The organism is Chryseobacterium shigense (assembly GCF_900156575.1).
GTDB classification, from domain to species: domain Bacteria; phylum Bacteroidota; class Bacteroidia; order Flavobacteriales; family Weeksellaceae; genus Chryseobacterium; species Chryseobacterium shigense.
This window is the reverse complement of the sequence record NZ_FTNY01000003.1, coordinates 457,541-476,990: the sequence shown is the minus strand read 5'-3', so window position 1 is coordinate 476,990 and position 19,450 is coordinate 457,541. Positions and strand designations below refer to the sequence as shown.

The following is a 19,450-nucleotide window of genomic DNA, read 5'->3' as shown; positions in this document are numbered from 1 at the left end:
AAAGTTAGATTTAATTTGGTTTTTTTCATTCCGGAAGGAGAAATTTCTTAAAACGTTTGTTTCAGAATTCTTCAATTTTAGTTTCGTTTCAATCCGGAATGACCCCTTTTGAGAGGTCCTCTTTTCTTTACTATTTTAATTTGAATATGGGAAACAATAAATCTGAAACTCGCTCAGTAAAGCCGATCTTCTGGATCTCCACATTATATTTTGCAATGGGAATACCCTTTGTGACCATTAATGCGGTTTCCGGAATTATGTATAAGGATATGGGTGTTTCAGATTCCAAGATTACATTCTGGACGGCACTTATTATGTTTTCCTGGACCTTAAAACCTCTCTGGAGCCCTTTTCTGGAGATTTATAAGACTAAAAAGTTCTTTGTTGTTGCCACTCAGTTTGCTATCGGAATTCTGTTTGCTTTGGTTGCCTTAACGCTTCCTTTGCCGGATTTTTTCAAATACAGCATTGCTCTTTTTGCGGTGGTTGCATTTTGTGGCGCCACGCATGACATTGCTGCAGACGGAACCTATATCAATTTTTTAACGAACAAAGAACAGGCAAAATACATTGGCTGGCAGGGAGCTTTTTATAATTTGGCCAAAATCATAAGCAGCGGAGTTCTGGTTTATTTTGCCGGCGTTTTAGAAAAAACAAAAGGAGTTGTCAATGCCTGGATGATCATCATGGGGATTTATGGCCTTCTGTTTTTTTTGCTGGCTATTTATCATTACGCTGTTTTACCGAAAGAAAATAAACAGGAAAAAGAAACCAGAAAAGCTGGAAACGTTCGTAAAGAGCTGTTGGAAGTGATCATTTCTTTCTTCAAAAAGAAAAACATCATATGGGCCGTCCTCTTCATTATCCTCTACCGTTTTGCGGAAGGATTTGCGATCAAAATTGCCCCTTTATTTTTCAAAGCTCCTAGAACTTCAGGCGGACTGGGATTGTCTACTTCAGAGATTGGACTTATTTATGGGACCTACGGTTCAGCGGCATTTATTTTAGGATCTGTACTGGCCGGTTATTTCATTGCTGCCAGAGGACTGAAAAGATCGCTGATATGGCTCTGTTCAGCCTTTAATATTCCATTTATAGTCTATGCATTACTGGCCTATTTCCAGCCGACAGAACTGCTTCCGGTAGGAATTGCCGTGGTGGTGGAATATTTTGGTTACGGATTCGGTTTTGTGGGGCTGATGCTTTACATAATGCAGCAGATCGCACCGGGTGAACATAAAACGGCTCATTATGCTTTTGCAACCGGGATTATGAATCTTGGGGTAATGATTCCCGGAATGTTCAGCGGAATGATCAGTGACTGGATAGGATATAAAATGTTCTTTATCTGGGTACTCATCGCTACCATACCCGCTTTTGTCGTGACATTACTCGTTCCGTTTTCTTATCCTGATCAGCCGAAAGAACACTAAATCATTCATTAAACATATTAAATAAAAGTAAAAATACTTTATGACATTTCAACCAGCAAAGATCCCTTGGCAGGATCGTCCGGAAGACAGCCGGGATATCATGTGGCGTTACTCTGCAAATCCGATTATCAACAGATATGCAATCCCTACGTCCAACAGCATTTTTAACAGTGCGGTGGTTCCTTTTGAAGATGGGTTCGCGGGAGTTTTCCGTTGCGATAATAAAGCCGTGCAGATGAATATTTTTGCAGGTTTCAGTAAGGATGGGATCAATTGGGAGATCAATCATGATCCTATTGATATGAAAGCCGGAAATACTGAAATGATAGAATCTGACTATAAATATGACCCCCGTGTTGCCTTTATAGAAGACCGCTACTGGATCACATGGTGTAACGGATATCATGGGCCGACGATCGGAATAGCCTATACTTTTGATTTTAAAGAATTCTTTCAGTGCGAAAATGCATTCCTTCCTTTCAACAGAAACGGAGTTCTTTTCCCTGAAAAAATAGACGGCAAATATGCCATGCTGAGCAGACCGAGTGATAACGGACATACGCCTTTCGGGGATATCTACATCAGCTACAGTCCGGATATGAAATACTGGGGCGAGCACCGTTGCGTAATGAAGGTTGCACCTTTTGAAGACAGTGCGTGGCAGTGCACAAAGATAGGAGCAGGGCCTGTTCCTATTAAAACGGATGAAGGATGGCTGCTTTTCTATCACGGAGTGATCAATACCTGCAGAGGGTTCCGCTATTCTATGGGAGCATCGCTGCTGGACCTTGAAGATCCGTCGAAAGTACTGTACAGAACGAAACCTTATTTACTGGCCCCGGCAGAACTGTATGAACTTACGGGAGATATTCCCAATGTGGTGTTCCCATGTGCTGCCCTTTCGGAAGGAGATAAGGTAACCGTATATTATGGAGCAGCGGATACCGTTGTGGCCATTGCGTTTGGATATATTTCTGAAATTATTGACTTTATGAAAAAGAATTCGCTGTAGGCTGATTCAAAATACAAAAATATGCTGATCAACTTTATTTTCCTGCTTGTTGAAATCATTGCTTCGGTTTTTATATTGTTGAATAAACTCTTATATTGAGAAATTTTTAAGATTTTCCTATTATGATTATGAAAAAAGAACTATTTATAGTTTTATCAATGATCCTGTTTTCTCATGTTGGAAACGCCCAGCAGCGGAAGGATGATGTCCTTTCATGGGTAGATCCTTTCATAGGAACAGGAGGGCACGGCCATACCTTTCCGGGAGCAACTACGCCTTTTGGAATGATCCAGCTCAGCCCGGATCAGAATACCAAAAGTGGCGACTGGGATTGGTGTTCAGGATATCATTACAGCAGTAAAACCATTATGGGATTCAGTCATAATCATCTCAGCGGAACAGGCTGGGCAGATCTTGGAGATATTTTAGTAATGCCAACCGTCGGGAAAATAAAGATGCTTCCGGGTTCGGAAGACCAACCGGAAAGTGGCTACCGTTCTACATTCAGCCACGAAAGAGAAACAGCATCACCAGGATATTATTCCGTGATGTTGGACAGCTATGGAATTAAAGCCGAGCTGACCGCTTCTCCGAGAGTGGGTTTCCATAAATATACCTTCCCAAAGAGTGAAGAATCCAATGTCATCATTGATCCTACCAATAAAATCTTCGGGAATATTTACCATACTCTTGTAAGTGTAGAAGGAAACAATAAAATCAAAGGATACTGCTACAGCAACGGCTGGGGCGGAAAACGTTTTGCGTATTTCGTGATGGAATTTTCAAAACCGTTTAAATCCTATGGAACTTATTCTGAAGGAAAATTAAAAGAGAACGAAAAAATTGCTCTAGCTAAAGATGCCAAAGCTTTTGTGAGATTTTCAACAGAAGAGAATGAAAGCATTGAAGTAAAAGTTTCTCTATCTCCCGTAAGTACGGAAGGTGCTCAGGAAAACTTTGATGCCGAAGCTAAGAATGTAAATTTTGCACAGGCTAAAGAAAAAGCTCAGAATACCTGGAGAGATCTTATCAACAGATTCCAGGTGACAGGTGGTACGGATGACCAGAGAAAAATATTCTATACCGGAGTGTATCACACATTCATTGCGCCTAATCTGTATATGGATACCAATGGAGATTATGTCGCTGCTCAGGAAAACATGAATACCAAATGGTTTACAAACTACAGTACGTATTCCTACTGGGACGGTTTCAGAGCAACACACCCTTTGTTGACCATCATGGATCAGAAACATACAAAAGAATTTGCCAACTCTCTGATCAGCAGATACACAGACCGTAAAGACCACATGCCTATCTGGGAATTGTGTGGATACGATAACTTCTGTATGCTTGGTTACCACAGTGTGTCGGTGATCTGGGACGCGATTTCCAAAGGGGTGCCGGGAATTGATCAGGAGAAAGCATTTGCTGCGATGAAAGATGCTTCTTTAACAGACAAAATGAGCAGCAGCGATGGCGGAGGAGGCCTTAATGATTATATTAAATTAGGCTACACCCCATCAGAAAACGGAGCTTCAGTTTCTGCAACGCTGGAATATGCGTATGACGACTGGTGCATTCAGCAGCTTGCTGAAAAATTAGGTAAAAAAGAAGAGGCGGAAGTGTATAAGAAACGTTCTATGAGCTTCCTTAACACCTTCAACAAAGAAAATAAACATTTCTGGCCAAGACAGAAAAACGGAGAATTCCTTCCTGATTTTACGCTCAACGACTGGAAAAAACTTCAGCCGCACTGGGTGTCCGGAAATATATGGGCTTACGATTTCTTCGTTCCTCATCAGATCGATGAAATGATGAATTTATACGGAGGAAAAAAAGGATTTGAAGAAAAACTGGATAAAACCTTTACCGAAGAACTTAAAATGATCGGTGAGCAGCATGTAGATATTTCAGGATTCATCGGTTCTCTGGGATTCGGTGACGAACCGGGGCATCATGTTCCTTACCTGTACAACTACGCAGGAGCTCCTTACAAAACCCAGAAAATGATCAAATTCATTCGCGATAATATGTACGCAGCAAAACCAGACGGCATTGTCAATAATGAAGACTGCGGCCAGATGTCTGCATGGTATATTTTCTCTTCATTAGGATTCTATCCGGTGACTCCCGGAAAACCTGTATACGCCATTGGTGCGCCACAGTTTCCGAAAGTAGCCTTAAAACTGGAAAATGGAAAAACCTTCACAGTCATTGCAGAGAAGATCTCGGATAAAAATATCTATGTTCAGAAAATGTTCCTGAACGGGAAAGAATTCAAAAGCTGGGAAATCAATCACAGCGATATTATGAATGGTGGCGAACTGAAATTTGTAATGGGAAGCAAGCCTGTAAAATAGATCAAAAAAATAACGAAATATAAAAGTATAATGGAAAGGAGAAAATTTATAAAGACAAGTGCACTGGCAGGAGCAGGATTGATGTTTACTCAAAATGTTTTCGCAAAAACATTGAGCGTAGAAAATTTCCCTGTAGTCCGCGTTCCGAAAGATAAAAGACATTTTACGAGTGAAGCGGTAGAAAGTGCAATTGAGGCTTTTAAAAAGAAAGTGAAGAATAAAGAGCTGTCATGGCTTTTTGAAAACTGCTTTCCCAATACTTTAGATACCACCGTTTTTTATAAAGAAATTAATGGAACTCCGGACACTTATGTGATCACGGGAGATATAGATGCTATGTGGCTTCGGGACAGTTCTGCACAGGTTTTCCCATACCTGCAGTTCTCAAAGAAAGATGAAAAACTTCACAAACTGATCTCCGGAGTGATTCACAAACAGACAGAATTCATCCTGAAGGATCCTTATGCCAATGCTTTTTATAACGATAACAATAAAATAAGCAAGTGGAAAGAATACGATCATACCGATATGAAACCCGGCACCCACGAAAGAAAATGGGAGATCGATTCACTGTGCTATCCAATCCGTCTGGCTTACCACTTCTGGAAAACGACGGGAGATACGACACCTTTTGATAACAATTGGCTTCAGGGAATTAAACTGACTTTACAGACTTTCATAGAGCAGCAGAGAAAAACCGGTTTAGGTCCATATCAATTTGAGCGTACGACAGCCTGGGCTACAGATGGAATTCCGATGGGAGGTTACGGTTATCCGACAAAGCCTGTAGGATTGATCAATTCTATGTTCCGTCCGAGTGATGATGCTACCATCTATGCTTTCCTTATTCCTTCCAATTTATTTGCAGTCGTGAGTTTACGCCAGGCAGCAGAAATGGTTTCGCAGATCAAAAATGAAAAAGCGCTGGCTCAGCAGCTGAACAGTCTGGCTGATGAGGTAGACGCGGCCATCAAGAAATACGGAATCTACAATCACCCTCAATATGGAAAGATTTATGCTTTTGAAACCAATGGATTCGGGAGTTATAATTTAATGGATGATGCCAATTGTCCAAGCCTTTTAGGCCTTCCTTATCTGGGCGCTGTAAAAGCTGATGATCCGGTTTATATAAATACCAGAAATTACGTTTGGTCAGAAGACAATCCTTTCTTTTTCAAAGGAAAACTGGCAGAAGGAATCGGTGGACCGCACATCGGTCTTGATATGATCTGGCCAATGAGCATCATTATGAAAGCCCTTACTACGAAAGACAGAAAGGAAATCAAATGGTGTATAGATACTTTACGGAAAACCCATGGAGGAACAGGCTTTATGCATGAGTCCTTCCATAAAGACAATGATAAAAAGTTCACCAGAGAATGGTTTGCATGGGCCAATACATTATTTGGAGAACTGTTATGGAAAACCTTTAACGAGAACCAGGATTTACTGACTTAGACTCGATATTTGCAGAAGGCGGCAGCACGCCCTTTATTCCCGTTTTTTTAGTTGCAGTGTTTTACAAAGAATTCATTGAGGGAAAACCTTATGACATTCTCAGGCATTAACTGATCATTTTCTTCTTTTTTGGAAGGGAATGAATAGATATAAATACATCAAAATAACTTAAAAAAAACATTATGAAAAAAGCCATTACTACTTTGATCCTCATGATCATCCATGCGATGCCTGTGCTCCATGCACAGCAGCTTAATCCTACGGGAATATGCTATGTAGAGGTGAATAACAATAACATCCTGAATGCCGGAGCCTATAAGCTGCAGACATCAGGGAATTATCTGTTTAATGTCGTCAATATTTTCGCTGCCAATATTAATTATGATGCTGCCCGCGGAAGGGCCTATCTGAGCAATAATAACAACGTGACCAAGGTACTCACCAATGCCAACACGTATATAAAACCGCTTCAGGATAAAGGCATGAAAGTGGTTTTAACGATTCTTGGAAATCACCAGGGAGCAGGGTTTTGTAATTTTCCAACCCGTGAAGCAGCGCGTGATTTTGCACAGCAGCTCGCCCATACGGTAAATGCTTACGGTCTGGACGGAATTGATTTTGATGATGAATATTCAGATTACGGACAAAACGGAACAGGCCAGCCCAATGACAGCTCTTTTGTGATGCTTGTCCAGGAATTGAGAGCACTGCTTCCGGATAAAATCATTTCCTTCTATTATTATGGTCCTGCAGCTTCAAGACTTTCCTGGAACGGATTGAGAGTCGGTGATTATATCAATTACAGTTGGAATGCCTCATATGGAACTTTTTCTGCACCCAATGTTCCTCCTCTTACGAAAGCACAGATTTCTCCTGCAGCCGTCTGGATGGGAAATACTTCCAATTCTACAACGACAAGCTTAGCCAGCCAAACCAAAACCGGTGGCTACGGACTTTTCCTTTGGTATGACCTTCACGGAACCAATGAAACAGCACAGCTTTCTGCCGGAACACAAACTTTATACGGACAGCAGACAGTTTTAAGCACTCCTTTGCAGTCATGGACGGCTGGAGCCAATTGTGATGCCCCAATCGGATTATTCACCAGCAACCTTACCGGAACAGGTGCAAAACTGAACTGGTCAGCGATAGGAACCAATACCTATGATGTAGATTATAAATTATCTTCAGCTACCACATGGACAAACGCGGCAACAGCGATTTCTGCTACTTCTGTCAACATATCCGGATTGACAGCCAATTCAGAGTATGACTGGAGAATCAGAACGAACTGCAGCGTGAAAAGTACTTATATTTTCGCTCCGAGATTCAAAAGTGTAGGCGGGACAATTCCGTCAGGATCAACCTCTCTTTTATTGGATGGTACCAGTGAATCCGGCTCGGCAGGAAGTATGAATTTAAACGGTTCGGCATTATCTTTTGAAGGCTGGATTAAACCGTCGTCTTTCAAATCAGCAGCTCCTTACATTTCTTCTGTAATGGGAACAGAGGTGAGCGACAGCAATTCAGCATTTTTAAGACTTGGAGATGCCAGTCTTGCCAACAACAAGCTTCAGTTTGTGGTAAGTATCAATAATGTTCAGCAAAAACTGGCTTCAGTTACAGCATTAAATACCAATACCTGGTATCACGTTGCAGCAACGTATGACGGTTCTGCTATGAAGATTTATATCAATGGCGTTCTTGATGCTACCAAATCCCAAACCGGAAATGTTGCTTCAAACGGAGCTTTCAATGTGGGATATTTATACAATACATCCAGAAATTTCAATGGTAAAGTAGATGAGGTCAGAGTTTGGAAAAGAGCATTAACTCAGACAGAGATCAGTCAGAATATGTGTAATGTAACACTGCCGGCTTCCGCTCTTGCTGCGTACTGGAAATTTAATGAAGGGAGCGGTTCATCAGTTCAGGACAGTTCGGGAAACGGATTGGCATTAACGCTGACAGGTGTGGATGCTTCCAACTGGGCAACAGATATTCCATGTCCGGCAGGAACTCAGAAGGTTTCAGCAAGTGCTAAAAATCAAAAGATAAGTGCAGAGCTGGTGTCAGCTAAAAAACAGATCAGATTATACCCAAATCCTGTGAGTGCGTCATCACCGCTTACGGTTTCTGTTCCTGAAGAATATAGCAGAGGAAAATTATCGGTTTATAATTTTAATGGAGGTGTTGTAGAAACTAAAATACTGCAGGCCGGAGATCACCCGTATGATCTGTCGAAGCTTTCGATGGGGAATTATATCATTCAGTTTGAATCTCAGGACGGTAGTTTGAAACAGACAGAAAAATTAATTATAAAATAAAAAAACAGTCATTGGGCTTCGGCCCGATGATTTTATCAGCCATTAAAACTTATAGACTATGAAAAAAAAATCCATTTTTACTGCCCTGATCGCACTGGTCATTCAAGCGGCATCCGGACTTCACGCACAGCAGCTCAATCCTTTGGGTGTATGCTATGTGGAAGTGAATAACAGCAATATGCTGAATGCCGGATCTTATACATTACAGAACACGAACAGACAGCTTTTTGACGTTGCCATTATTTTTGCAGCCAACATCAACTATGATGTTTCGAAAAGCAGAGCTTATATCTCGAGCAATAACAACGTAACTAAGGTCTTGAATGACGTCAATACTTACGTAAGACCTTTACAGCAAAAAGGAATTAAAGTGTTATTGGATATCTTAGGAAACCATCAGGGAGCAGGTATTTCCAATTTCCCGAATCGTGAAGCGGCCCGTGATTTTGCACAACAGATTGCTCACACGGTCTACACTTACGGTTTAGATGGAGTAGATCTGGATGATGAATATGCAGGCTATGGAAATAACGGAACAGGGCAGCCGAACAACAGTTCTTTTGTCATGCTTCTGCAGGAACTCAAATTAGCCATGCCGGATAAGCTGATCACGTTTTATTATATTGGTCCAGCGATATCAAGACAAAGTTACAATGGCGATGCAGCCGGAAATTATATCAATTACGCCTGGAATCCGTATTATGGGACGTATAGCGCTCCTTCAGTACCGCCGCTTACCAATTCCAAGCTTTCCGCTGCGGCTACCTGGATTCAGAACAGCAATCCACAGTCAACATCTCCCGCTACACTTACAACGCTTGCTACCAACACCATAAATGATGGGTACGGAGTATTTATGTGGTATGATCTTAATGCAGCCAACAATGCCAGCTACCTGAGTACCGGATCTAATATTCTGTACAGTGAAAATACTTTGCTTAGCGGTCAATTGTATTCCTGGACTCAGGGTGATGCCTGCGATCCGCCTTTAGGACTAGAAGTAACGAATACTACAGGAACTTCAGCGAAATTAAACTGGACGGGTAATGCTTCCCAGACCTACAATATTGATTACAAACCAGCCAGTTCAACCACTTGGGTGAATGCCGCGACCAATTTGTCCGGAAACAATACCATCATCAGCAACCTTACCCTGAATACTGAATATGACTGGAGAATACAGTCGAACTGTTCGGCAACCATAAAAAGTACGTATCTCTTTGCTCCCCGTTTTAATTCAGGAAGCACATGCGGAACGCCGTCAGGCATGAAATCCGAAAGCTACCTGGGAACTACGACTAAATTATCCTGGGATGCCGTAGGAACTGCTACTGCTTACAATGTACAGTATAAAACATCTGCAGCAACGACCTGGACTGATGTTCCTAATGTTGCTACTAATTCATATACCCTTCCGGCTTTAACCGAAAATACAAGCTATGTCTGGAAAGTACAGGCTGTATGTGGAGGAATAACGACCAGCACATATTCCGGTGAATCTACATTTAACAGTGGATTTGCTCCTGTACAGAGCCCTGGCGCCAGATCACTTTCGTTCAATGGAAGCACCAATTATCTGAATGCGGGACAGTTTAACCTTAGCGGAAATGCAGTGACCTTTGAAGGATGGGTGAAAGTAAATGCATTCAAACCCAACTTTCCTTATATCTCATCCGTAATGGGGATTGAAGTAGGGGACAGTAATTCTGCAATGCTGAGGTTTGGTGATGGAAATTTGGCCAATAACAAACTGCAATTTATATTAAGCTTTGGAACTTCTCAGATAAAACTGAACTCTGTGAGCACATTTAACGCCAATACATGGTATCATATCGCGGCGACTTATGATGGTTCGGCAATGAAAATGTATATCAATGGAGTTCTGGATGCAAGTGTTGCCGCAACAGGTAATTTCACGGCAAACGGTATTCTTTATCTGGCCAGAAATTATGAGAACGGAAGAACCCTTAATGGATTTTTAGACGAATTCAGAGTGTGGAAAAGAGCATTAACTCCAACGGAAATTATTGCCAGCAATTGTAATGTTTCCGCCAGTACAACAGGACTTGAAGCCAACTGGAAAATGAATGAAGGCAGTGGAAATGGCGCACTGGATACTACGCCCAATACGCACTTTGCGACCCTCATTGGAATGTCTAATACTAACTGGAGAACTGACGTAGCTTGTACTGCGGCATTATCTACACAAGAAGTTAATTCTGAAAAGAACAATATCAGCTATGCGTATCCAAATCCTGTTAAAAAAGGAAATGACATCCATTTTACCATCAAAGACAAATCTGCCAGTGAAATCACGTTATATGATAGGGCAGGAAAATTAATAGTCAGCAAAAAAATAGATAAAAATGATATGGTGATCAGCAGTCAGAATTTATCTGCGGGAACCTATATCTATACCATACAGTCAAAAGACAGCAAGACACCATCTTCCGGAAAAGTGATTGTAGAATAAAAAATTAATCCTCATCAGGCGTATAAAAAGTAAAAATAAATTAGGGGATTTTTAGGCAGACAGAAAGCCAATCGGCTTTCTTGTCTGTCTGTTTTAATAGAAAAAAGAGTATTGATAAGTAATATTCGGGATAAGAATAAAGAATAAAGAGCAAAGGTGTCAGACATTAGATAGAAGTAAGAAAGTTGAGATGATAAGACTGAAAAAGACGGGCGGGAATTATATTAACCATGTCAAGGTTCAAAACCTTGACATGGTTAATAACTACTCAGATTATTTAATAATATAGAGTTTTAGATCTTAGCACAGCAGTCTGATATCTGACATCTGAAATCTAATATCTGACAAAAGAAAAAAAATATCATAGTATAATGCAAAATATAGTAGGAATAGACATTGGCGGTTCGCATATTACCATGGCGCAGGTGGATCCGGAGAAGCGCGAAATCATCAGTGCTACATATGTGAGAGAACACGTGGATTCTTTCGGTCCGAAGGAAACTATTTTTTCTGCCTGGATCTCTGCCATTGAAAAAGTGACCCATGATTTGGTTAAAAGTGAGCTTCTCATCGGTATAGCGATGCCCGGTCCTTTTGATTATGAAAACGGGATTTCGCTGATGCAGCAGGGGAAATTTATCGATATGTATCAGGTTAATATTAAACAGGAACTGATTGAAAGGCTTGCCATTTCACCCGATCAGATGTATTTTGTGAATGATGCCGGAGCTTTTCTTGAAGGAGAGGTTTTCGGAGGCTGCGTACGGGATTACCGTAAAGTTTTTGGAGTTACCTTGGGAACAGGTTTGGGAACGGCTTTTTATGATGGAGAAGCCTCAGATGAAGATTTGTGGGATTCACCTTTCAAAGATTCTATCTGTGAAGATTACCTTGCCACACGTTGGTTCGTGAATCATTATAAAGCTTTAACCGGTGGAGAAATATCAGGAACGAAAGACCTGCTGGACCAGCCGGAAGACCGACAGACAAAAATATTTGATGATTATGCAGATTCTTTTGCAGACTTCATTGTACAGTATGTCAGAAACTACAATCCTGAAGTTTTGGTCATAGGCGGGAATATTGCAAAAGTCTATCCTTACTTTAAAGAGAGGTTAAATCAACATCTGGAAGAGCATAAAATCAATCTTCCTATTAAAATTTCCGCTATTTTTGAAGATGCGGCCATTCTGGGTGCTGCGGGTTATGCTTTGAAGAAAAGCAACAGATAAATTAACAAAACGATATCATGAAGTCTTTATTTTCAACTTTTTTTATTGTCCTCAATATCTTTGCGCTGGGCCAGGGAATATCGCCTGCGGATTATGTTAATCCTTTAATGGGAACCCAATCCAAGCCATCGCTGTCCAACGGGAATACCTATCCAGCCATAGGACTTCCATGGGGAATGAACCTATGGACGCCACAGACCGGAAAAATGGGTGACGGATGGGCGTATACCTACGATGCAGATAAGATCAAAGGATTTAAGCAGACCCACCAGCCATCTCCATGGATGAATGATTACGGTGCTTTTGCCATCATGCCTGGAGTCGGTAAACTGAAATTTAAGGAAGAAGAACGGGCAAGCTGGTTCAGTCATAAAGCCGAGAACGCAAAACCTTACAGCTACAGTGTTTATCTGGCAGATATCAATGTAACGACAGAGCTTACCCCAACGGAAAGAGCTGCTTTTTTCAAATTTGATTTTCCTAAAACAGACAGTGCCTATGTGGTGATTGATGCTTTAAACAAAGGATCCTATATTAAAATTCTACCGAAAGAACGAAAAATTTTGGGCTACACTACAAAGTACTCCAGAGGAAAATATAATAACTTCAAGAACTATTTTGTCATCCAGTTTGATAAAGATTTTGATTTAACAACGACCTGGAAAGACAGCGTTTTTGTGAAAAACCAGTTGGAAATTACAAGCGATCACGCCGGGGCCATTGTTGGATTTAAACTCAAAAATAAAGAAAGCGTTTATGCAAGAACAGCTTCTTCGTTCATCAGCTTCGAGCAGGCAGAACTCAATCTGAAAAGAGAAATCGCAGGCAGAAATTTTGAACAGGTAAAAGCAGATGCTAAAAATATCTGGAATAAAACCTTGGGCAGAATAGAAGTGAAAGGCGGAACAGATCAGCAGATGAGAACGTTTTATTCCTCTCTGTACAGAACATTGTTTTTCCCTCAGAAATTATACGAAATAGATGCCGAAAACAAAGTAAAACACTGGAGTCCTTACAACGGAAAAATTCTCGATGGGAAAATGTTTGCAGGAACAGGGTTCTGGGATACTTTCAGAGCTTTGTATCCTTTCCTGAATCTGGTGTATCCAAGCATCAATGTAGAAATGCAGGAAGGTTTGGCCAATACATTCAAGGAAGGAGGATTTCTTCCGGAGTGGAGCAGTCCGGGATATTCTGACATCATGATCGGGAATAACTCAGCTTCGGTGGTGGCAGATGCCTACATCAAAGGACTTCGCGGATATGACGTGGAAACCCTTTGGCGGGCCGTAAAACATGGAGCCAATAACGAAGGTCCGATTGACGCTGTCGGCCGAAGAGGAGTAGACTATTACAATACTTTAGGTTACGTTCCTTACGATGTAAAGATTAATGAAAATGCGGCCAGAACGCTGGAATATGCATATGATGATTTTGCTATTTATCAGTTAGGAAAAGCATTGGGAAAACCCGCTTCAGAAATTGATATTTATAAAAAAAGAGCAGATAACTATAAAAATGTATTTGATCCGGAAACAGGTCTGATGCGTGGTAAAAATAAAGACGGAAAATTCCAGTCACCATTCAATCCGTTTAAATGGGGCGATGCCTTTACAGAAGGAAACAGCTGGCATTATACCTGGTCGGTTTTCCAGGATATTGACGGTTTGTCAAAATTAATGGGAGGAAAAAAGAAATTCGAAGCCAAACTGGATGAGGTATTTTCCCTTCCGCCAGTCTTTGACGACAGTTATTATGGAAGCGTCATCCACGAAATCCGCGAAATGCAGATCATGAATATGGGACAGTATGCCCACGGAAACCAACCGATCCAGCATATGATTTATTTGTACAACTATGCCGGAGCGCCGTACAAAACGCAATATTGGACAAGACAGGTATTGGATAAGCTTTATTTTGCAACACCGGACGGGTATTGCGGGGATGAGGATAACGGACAGACTTCCGCTTGGTACGTATTCTCAGCCTTAGGATTTTATCCGGTAACACCAGCTACAGATCAGTATGTTTTGGGAGCGCCGCTTTTCAAAGAAGCAGTGATTCACCTGGAAAATGGCAAGAAAATTGAAATAAAAGCACCTGCTAACAATGCTGAAAATCTATACGTTAAATCGTTAAACGTAAATCTTCGGTCTTATTCAAAAAACTGGCTCAGTCACAAAGAACTGATGAACGGAGCCGTACTGGAATTCCAGATGGACAGCAAGCCAAACAAAGAAAGAGGCTCGCAGGAAAAGGACTTTCCATACTCTATGTCGAAGGAATAATGATCAACAAACTTTATATTTGAAAATAATTTTAGAACAGGAATACATTATGAATGCAGAGAAAACAGAAATATTTGACAAAGTAACAAAAATGCTGGAAACCCAGGGTTTCACTATTGCGGCAAAAGATGATACAAGACCATGGGGTGGCTTTTTCGTGATCGATGAAAATCAGGCTCAGGATTTTGCCAATCAGTATTTTGATGGAATCGATGTAGAAAGCCTGAAAATAGGCGGAAAACTGAGCCCTAAAATCCTTTTGGTGGCCCCAAATGCCCGTCTAAGCTGGCAGTACCATCACCGCAGAGCTGAAATCTGGCAGGTAGTGGAAGGTACCGTTGGAATTAAAACAAGCAATACCGATGAAGAAGGCGAGTTGAAAGAATACCATCCAGCAGATCAGATCAAACTTCAGCAAGGTGAAAGACACAGACTGATAGGACTTGACGGTTGGGGTGTTGTTGCTGAAATATGGCAGCATACCGATGCTTCCCACCCTTCAGATGAAGAAGATATTGTAAGGGTACAGGATGATTTCGGAAGATAATGATCTGCAAAAATAAAAAAGGCTGTTTTTGAAAACAGCCTTCTTTGTCAAATAACCAATAAACCAAGTTAACCTCTTTATAAATTTGTGTTTTTGTGTTTTTTTTGTGTTCAAGAGGTTCTTGAGGTTATCGTCGCAGCGATTTTATTTCATCATTTTGTTTTTTGTAAAATTTCCCATTTGGAATACATCATGAGCATTCTTATTTGGTTAATTTTACTGGTGCAAAGGAACAACATTCTAAAAATAAAATTTCCATAAACAACCTCGATATATATCGGTGAATCACAGATATTTATCGATAGAAATAACAGCGTTAATTTTTTTTGACCTGAGTTCTGGGAACTTGCTTCAGGAAAGTTTATTCAGGGTACATTATCTCATAAAAAAGAGACTGTTTTTGGACAGCCTCCAGTTGATGAGATTCATCAAATTAACTTGTTGATTCTGGGTGTGATAGATCAACTTTGCGTTAAAAAAAACACTATTTTAAGATGGTTTGATTAAAAGGTCACATCCAGGCCTACATAAAAATTAGCCTTCATAATAGGCGCATACACCATCCCGCCATCAAAATAATTTCCAAAAGGATTTCTGAAATCAACAATGGCATTTTTCTGATAGTAAGACGTAAGATTTTCACCGCCTACATATGCTCGGAGCTTTTTATTGAAATTTCTTGAGATCTGCGCATTAAGCACCGCATAAGAATCAGAATATACAGGAAGCTGGAATTCAGTTGGGTTGGTTGAGGTGTCAGGAAGTCTTTGTTTTCCAACCCAATTCAACGTTGTGTCAAAACTCCAGAATCCTCCTTTATCACTTTTATTGGTTGCATACGCAAGATTCACAAAACCTCTGTGCTTGGCCATGAAAGGAATTTCTCTTTTGCCATCGATATAATCTGCCTGAACATCATAATATTTATAAGCCAATCGCACATCAAAATTCTTAAAAGGGGTAAAATCCCACTGCGTCTGGAAAGAGTTCGCAAAAGATTTTCCTTCCAAATTATAGAAGGTCAGCTGCTGTGGAGAACGGTCAAGATCCACAAGCACCTGATCCTGGAAATCTGTTCTGAAAAAATCGGCAACAATAGAAGATTTTCTTCCGAAAAGCTTGAATTCCTGCTGTAAACTGGCTCCGTAGTTCCATGCAATTTCAGGTCTTAATCCGTAAATGTTTCCACCGTTCTGAAGAATCTGAATGCTTCTGTTCGAGGCAAAATACTGTTGGTTTTCCGCAAAAACATTAGCCGTTCTGAATCCTCTGCCCGCAGAAAGTCTTACAATCGTCTGAGGGGTAAAATCATATTTAAAATTAACTCTCGGAGTGAACTGGGTTCCTGCAAGGTTATGAAAATCGGCTCTGGCTCCTGCTACTAAAGTATATTTTAATCCTGTTAAAGTATACTCTGCGAAAATTCCGGGAACGATTTCATTTCTCTTCATGTCATCCTTTAAATACGTTTCCTCGTAGCCGTCATACAAAAAGCTGGCTCCGGCTTTATACTTGTGATTCGTATTCCCGATGATGCTTTCAAAGATTAAATTGGAATAATAGGTATGCTGTTTCCCGGCGTAATTTCTCATTCCGAAAAAACTATCCTGCTGATGATAAACATACTGGTTCATCCATCCTAAACTCTGGTAAGGCTTTCCTTTAAATACATATCCCGTTTTATTCCAAACCTGGAATCTTGAAATATCAATGCCGACACCATAAGCGCCTTGTTTGTCCTGACCCAACTTTTTGTCAAAGCCCATCTGTCCGGCTGTTCTCTCATCTCTCAGGAAATTGATCCCGAAATGAGATCCGAATCCCGATTTTTCAAGGTCATTGTAATTAAGGAGATACGCTGCATTAATCTGCGTTCCTTTCGGTCTGTCCAGGAAAGTATCGTGATTCATATCCGTATCTCCGAAAGTTCCGTTTCCATGCAGTAAAAAGGTCTGAGACCATTTTTCATTGATAGAAGAGACACTCGTGATATTGGCTTCCGCTCTTCCGTTGAAATCAGCGAAAATATTTAATGAAGTTTCAGGTTCTTTGGCATTTTTCAAAAGCTCAGTATTGATCTGCCCTGTGATGCTTTCGTAGCCGTTGGTTACCGTACTTCCACCTTTTGTCAACTGAATACTTTCAATCCATCTTCCGGGAATGAAATTCAGTCCGTACGCAGATGCAAGACCTCTGATCTCCGGTAAAAGCTCCTTCGTTAAACTGGTGTATTTCTGATCCAGGCCCAGCATTTTCAGCTGTTTGGTTCCTGTAACGGCATTACTGAAGGAAACGTCTACTGTGGCGTTGGTTTCAAAACTTTCTGACAGGTTACAGCAAGCTGCTTTCAGCAATTCCTTTTTATCAATATTAAAAACAAGACCTGCTTCTTTTTTGCTTAACGCTGTCGCTGCTTTTGAGCCTGTAATCAATACTCCTTCAATACTTTTTTCGGAAGGTTCGTGGATTTCGGGAGAGGCAGATGCCTGATGATCTTTATGCTCTTCCGCTGTGGTTCCCTCTTCAAAATGAACATTTGGATTCGCTTCCCCGAAAGGGATATCCCTGTCATACAGACAACATCCCGGAAGATTTTTGTAAACCGCGTCCGTTGTTTTGTATTTTTCATTGTCATGGCCTGCATCGGCAATAGCTTTCAGGACCTTGTCTGATGAGGTTTTTGAAGGGTTAAACTTTAAGGTGAGCGTTTGCTTTTCTGCGCTCCACTCTGCGGAATCTGCACCAGCGATTTTGGCTGCTTTTTCGATTCTCGCTTTACATGAAGCACAGTTTCCTTTCACATAAAACTCATTTTCTTTTTTAGCATGATGCTGATGCGCTTCAGCAGGAGGAGATTGAAGGTCTCTTTGATAATGACAACATCCCGGAAGCCCATTATAAGTAGCTTCAGAAGATTTGAATTTTTCATTGTCGTGACCGGCATCGGCTACTTTTTTTAGAATTTCGTCTGTAGAAACCTTACCATCTGTTTCAAGGGTTAAAGTCTGCAGATCGATAGAATAAACCGCATTTTTAGCACCTGCTTTTTTAGCAGAAGTTTCTATTCTGGTCTGGCACATTTCGCAGTTTCCTTTGACTTTGAACTGGCTTTTTGATAGGTTTTGTGCTGATATGAAGTGTACAGACAGGATCATTAGACCAAGAATGACCTTGGAAATATATAATTTCATTTGTTTAAAAGTTTTGATTAATTATAAACGGTCCATTAAAATGCTTAACGGACTCACTGTTTGAGAATTAACCTATCTTGGGCGGTTGCCAGATCTCTTTTAAACGGTCTGATAAATGAGGTGGTGAATATTGAAACTGAGGATTCTTACTGGCTTTGTAGTAAGACAGTTCAAAATGTAAATTTTTTGAAAAAGGAGTTTCTATATAAGTATAGCATGCAACGCACGTTGAGCAGCAATCGTCACTGCATGAAGACTTTGTTTTGCCGTGTTGGCTGTTTTTTTCTGTTTTATTTTTACAGCAGTCGCTTTTTTCAGTCTTGTTTTGGCAACAAGTATCTTTCATGGATTGAGAGTAGAAGCTGCCTTTAGGAACTAAAAAAATTCCTAGACAAAAAATAACTGCAAGAATGTGAAACAGCTTCATCTCTGCAAAAATACAAAAATTATGACAAAGGATCACCAACTTTTAAAGCACAGTTGTGCCAAGGTTCTCCGTGTGCGGGATTCAGTTTAGGTTTTGGACCCGTTGGAGCTGGTGCGGTTACCGGACCGGGAACGTTTTGTGCACTTTGAACGGGTTGTGTTGCCGGTACAGCTGTAGCCGCCGGTGCAGGGGCTGGTTTGCTGTTTAAGGGCTGACCTACCGGAATATCACATCGGTGACCTGGTTGTCCGTGTGGAGGATTCATACCGGGAGCTGTTTTCACTTGCTTTCCATTGGTATCGATCGCTACTTTTCCAGGCGACATAGAGTTAGGATCTATTTTAATGGCATTGTTGGCATTGACTGCCACATTTTGGGGAGCTGCCTGTCCTGGTGCAGGGCTTCCATTCAGAGGTTGTCCTACCGGGATATCGCATCTGTGGCCTGGCTGTCCGTGCGGAGGATTCATTGCTCCTGCGGGGGCCGCTACGGCGGTAAGATTAGGCTTAGATTGAATGCCAGCTTGTTCCATCAGAGAAGCTTTCGGAGCTGAGTTGACTGCCACATTAGGCTGCTGAACGCCTGCTTCTTCTTTTAAATAAGTAGCTTTTTCGTCTTTATTGCATGAAACGGCTAACAAGGAAATGGCGATAACGCCTAAGAATGTATTTTTCATATCCAATCGGTATGAAACAAAAT

Annotated in this window: 11 protein-coding genes; 9 read left to right on the top strand and 2 right to left on the bottom strand. The window is 41.0% G+C overall.

What is annotated here, in order from left to right; all coding sequences use genetic code 11:
- Positions 1–146: 146 nt before the first annotated feature.
- The 9 genes from BW964_RS11665 (at position 147) to BW964_RS11625 (ending at position 15,133) form a co-directional block, all read left to right on the top strand.
- Positions 147–1,433 (top strand): MFS transporter, encoded by a 1,287-nt coding sequence (locus BW964_RS11665; RefSeq protein ID WP_076507371.1) that lies wholly within the window; start codon positions 147–149, stop codon positions 1,431–1,433.
- Positions 1,434–1,473: 40 nt separating this feature from the next.
- Positions 1,474–2,445: a glycoside hydrolase family 130 protein gene (locus BW964_RS11660; protein WP_034724069.1), complete on the top strand. Its 972-nt coding sequence runs from the start codon at positions 1,474–1,476 to the stop codon at positions 2,443–2,445.
- Between the two features lie 128 nt (positions 2,446–2,573).
- Positions 2,574–4,808, top strand: coding sequence for a GH92 family glycosyl hydrolase (locus BW964_RS11655; RefSeq protein WP_076507919.1), 2,235 nt, complete (start codon positions 2,574–2,576; stop codon positions 4,806–4,808).
- Positions 4,809–4,838: 30 nt separating this feature from the next.
- On the top strand, positions 4,839–6,266 hold the full coding sequence (locus tag BW964_RS11650; RefSeq protein ID WP_076507369.1) for a glycoside hydrolase family 125 protein: 1,428 nt from the start codon (positions 4,839–4,841) through the stop codon (positions 6,264–6,266).
- A 182-nt stretch (positions 6,267–6,448) separates the two neighbouring features.
- Positions 6,449–8,593, top strand: a complete 2,145-nt coding sequence (locus BW964_RS11645) for an endo-beta-N-acetylglucosaminidase H (protein WP_084175822.1) — start codon at positions 6,449–6,451, stop codon at positions 8,591–8,593.
- 58 nt (positions 8,594–8,651) lie between these two features.
- Positions 8,652–11,066: an endo-beta-N-acetylglucosaminidase H gene (locus tag BW964_RS11640; RefSeq protein ID WP_076507366.1), complete on the top strand. Its 2,415-nt coding sequence runs from the start codon at positions 8,652–8,654 to the stop codon at positions 11,064–11,066.
- Positions 11,067–11,437: 371 nt separating this feature from the next.
- Positions 11,438–12,298, top strand: a complete 861-nt coding sequence (locus BW964_RS11635; protein WP_076507364.1) for an ROK family protein — start codon at positions 11,438–11,440, stop codon at positions 12,296–12,298.
- Between the two features lie 17 nt (positions 12,299–12,315).
- Complete coding sequence (locus BW964_RS11630; protein ID WP_076507362.1) at positions 12,316–14,586, top strand: GH92 family glycosyl hydrolase; 2,271 nt, start codon at positions 12,316–12,318, stop codon at positions 14,584–14,586.
- A 19-nt stretch (positions 14,587–14,605) separates the two neighbouring features.
- On the top strand, positions 14,606–15,133 hold the full coding sequence (locus BW964_RS11625; protein ID WP_228432000.1) for a cupin domain-containing protein: 528 nt from the start codon (positions 14,606–14,608) through the stop codon (positions 15,131–15,133).
- Positions 15,134–15,636: 503 nt separating this feature from the next.
- On the opposite strand, the gene BW964_RS11620 is transcribed toward BW964_RS11625, so the two are convergent.
- Positions 15,637–18,324 carry a TonB-dependent receptor domain-containing protein gene (locus tag BW964_RS11620; protein WP_076507360.1) on the bottom strand — a complete coding sequence of 896 codons (2,688 nt, stop codon included), beginning with the start codon at positions 18,322–18,324 and terminating at the stop codon, positions 15,637–15,639.
- 446 nt (positions 18,325–18,770) lie between these two features.
- A complete protein-coding gene (locus tag BW964_RS11610; protein ID WP_076507357.1) occupies positions 18,771–19,427 on the bottom strand; it encodes a hypothetical protein in 657 nt (218 codons plus the stop codon).
- Between the last annotated feature and the right edge of the window lie 23 nt (positions 19,428–19,450).

What these genes read in the sequence shown, in the direction of transcription:
- BW964_RS11665 (WP_076507371.1), top strand. Translation starts at nt 147, where the DNA reads ATGGGAAACAATAAATCTGAAACTCGCTCAGTAAAGCCGATCTTCTGG.
- BW964_RS11660 (WP_034724069.1), top strand. Translation starts at nt 1,474, where the DNA reads ATGACATTTCAACCAGCAAAGATCCCTTGGCAGGATCGTCCGGAAGAC.
- BW964_RS11655 (WP_076507919.1), top strand. Translation starts at nt 2,574, where the DNA reads ATGAAAAAAGAACTATTTATAGTTTTATCAATGATCCTGTTTTCTCAT.
- BW964_RS11650 (WP_076507369.1), top strand. Translation starts at nt 4,839, where the DNA reads ATGGAAAGGAGAAAATTTATAAAGACAAGTGCACTGGCAGGAGCAGGA.
- BW964_RS11645 (WP_084175822.1), top strand. Translation starts at nt 6,449, where the DNA reads ATGAAAAAAGCCATTACTACTTTGATCCTCATGATCATCCATGCGATG.
- BW964_RS11640 (WP_076507366.1), top strand. Translation starts at nt 8,652, where the DNA reads ATGAAAAAAAAATCCATTTTTACTGCCCTGATCGCACTGGTCATTCAA.
- BW964_RS11635 (WP_076507364.1), top strand. Translation starts at nt 11,438, where the DNA reads ATGCAAAATATAGTAGGAATAGACATTGGCGGTTCGCATATTACCATG.
- BW964_RS11630 (WP_076507362.1), top strand. Translation starts at nt 12,316, where the DNA reads ATGAAGTCTTTATTTTCAACTTTTTTTATTGTCCTCAATATCTTTGCG.
- BW964_RS11620 (WP_076507360.1), bottom strand. Translation starts at nt 18,324, where the DNA reads ATGAAATTATATATTTCCAAGGTCATTCTTGGTCTAATGATCCTGTCT.
- BW964_RS11610 (WP_076507357.1), bottom strand. Translation starts at nt 19,427, where the DNA reads ATGAAAAATACATTCTTAGGCGTTATCGCCATTTCCTTGTTAGCCGTT.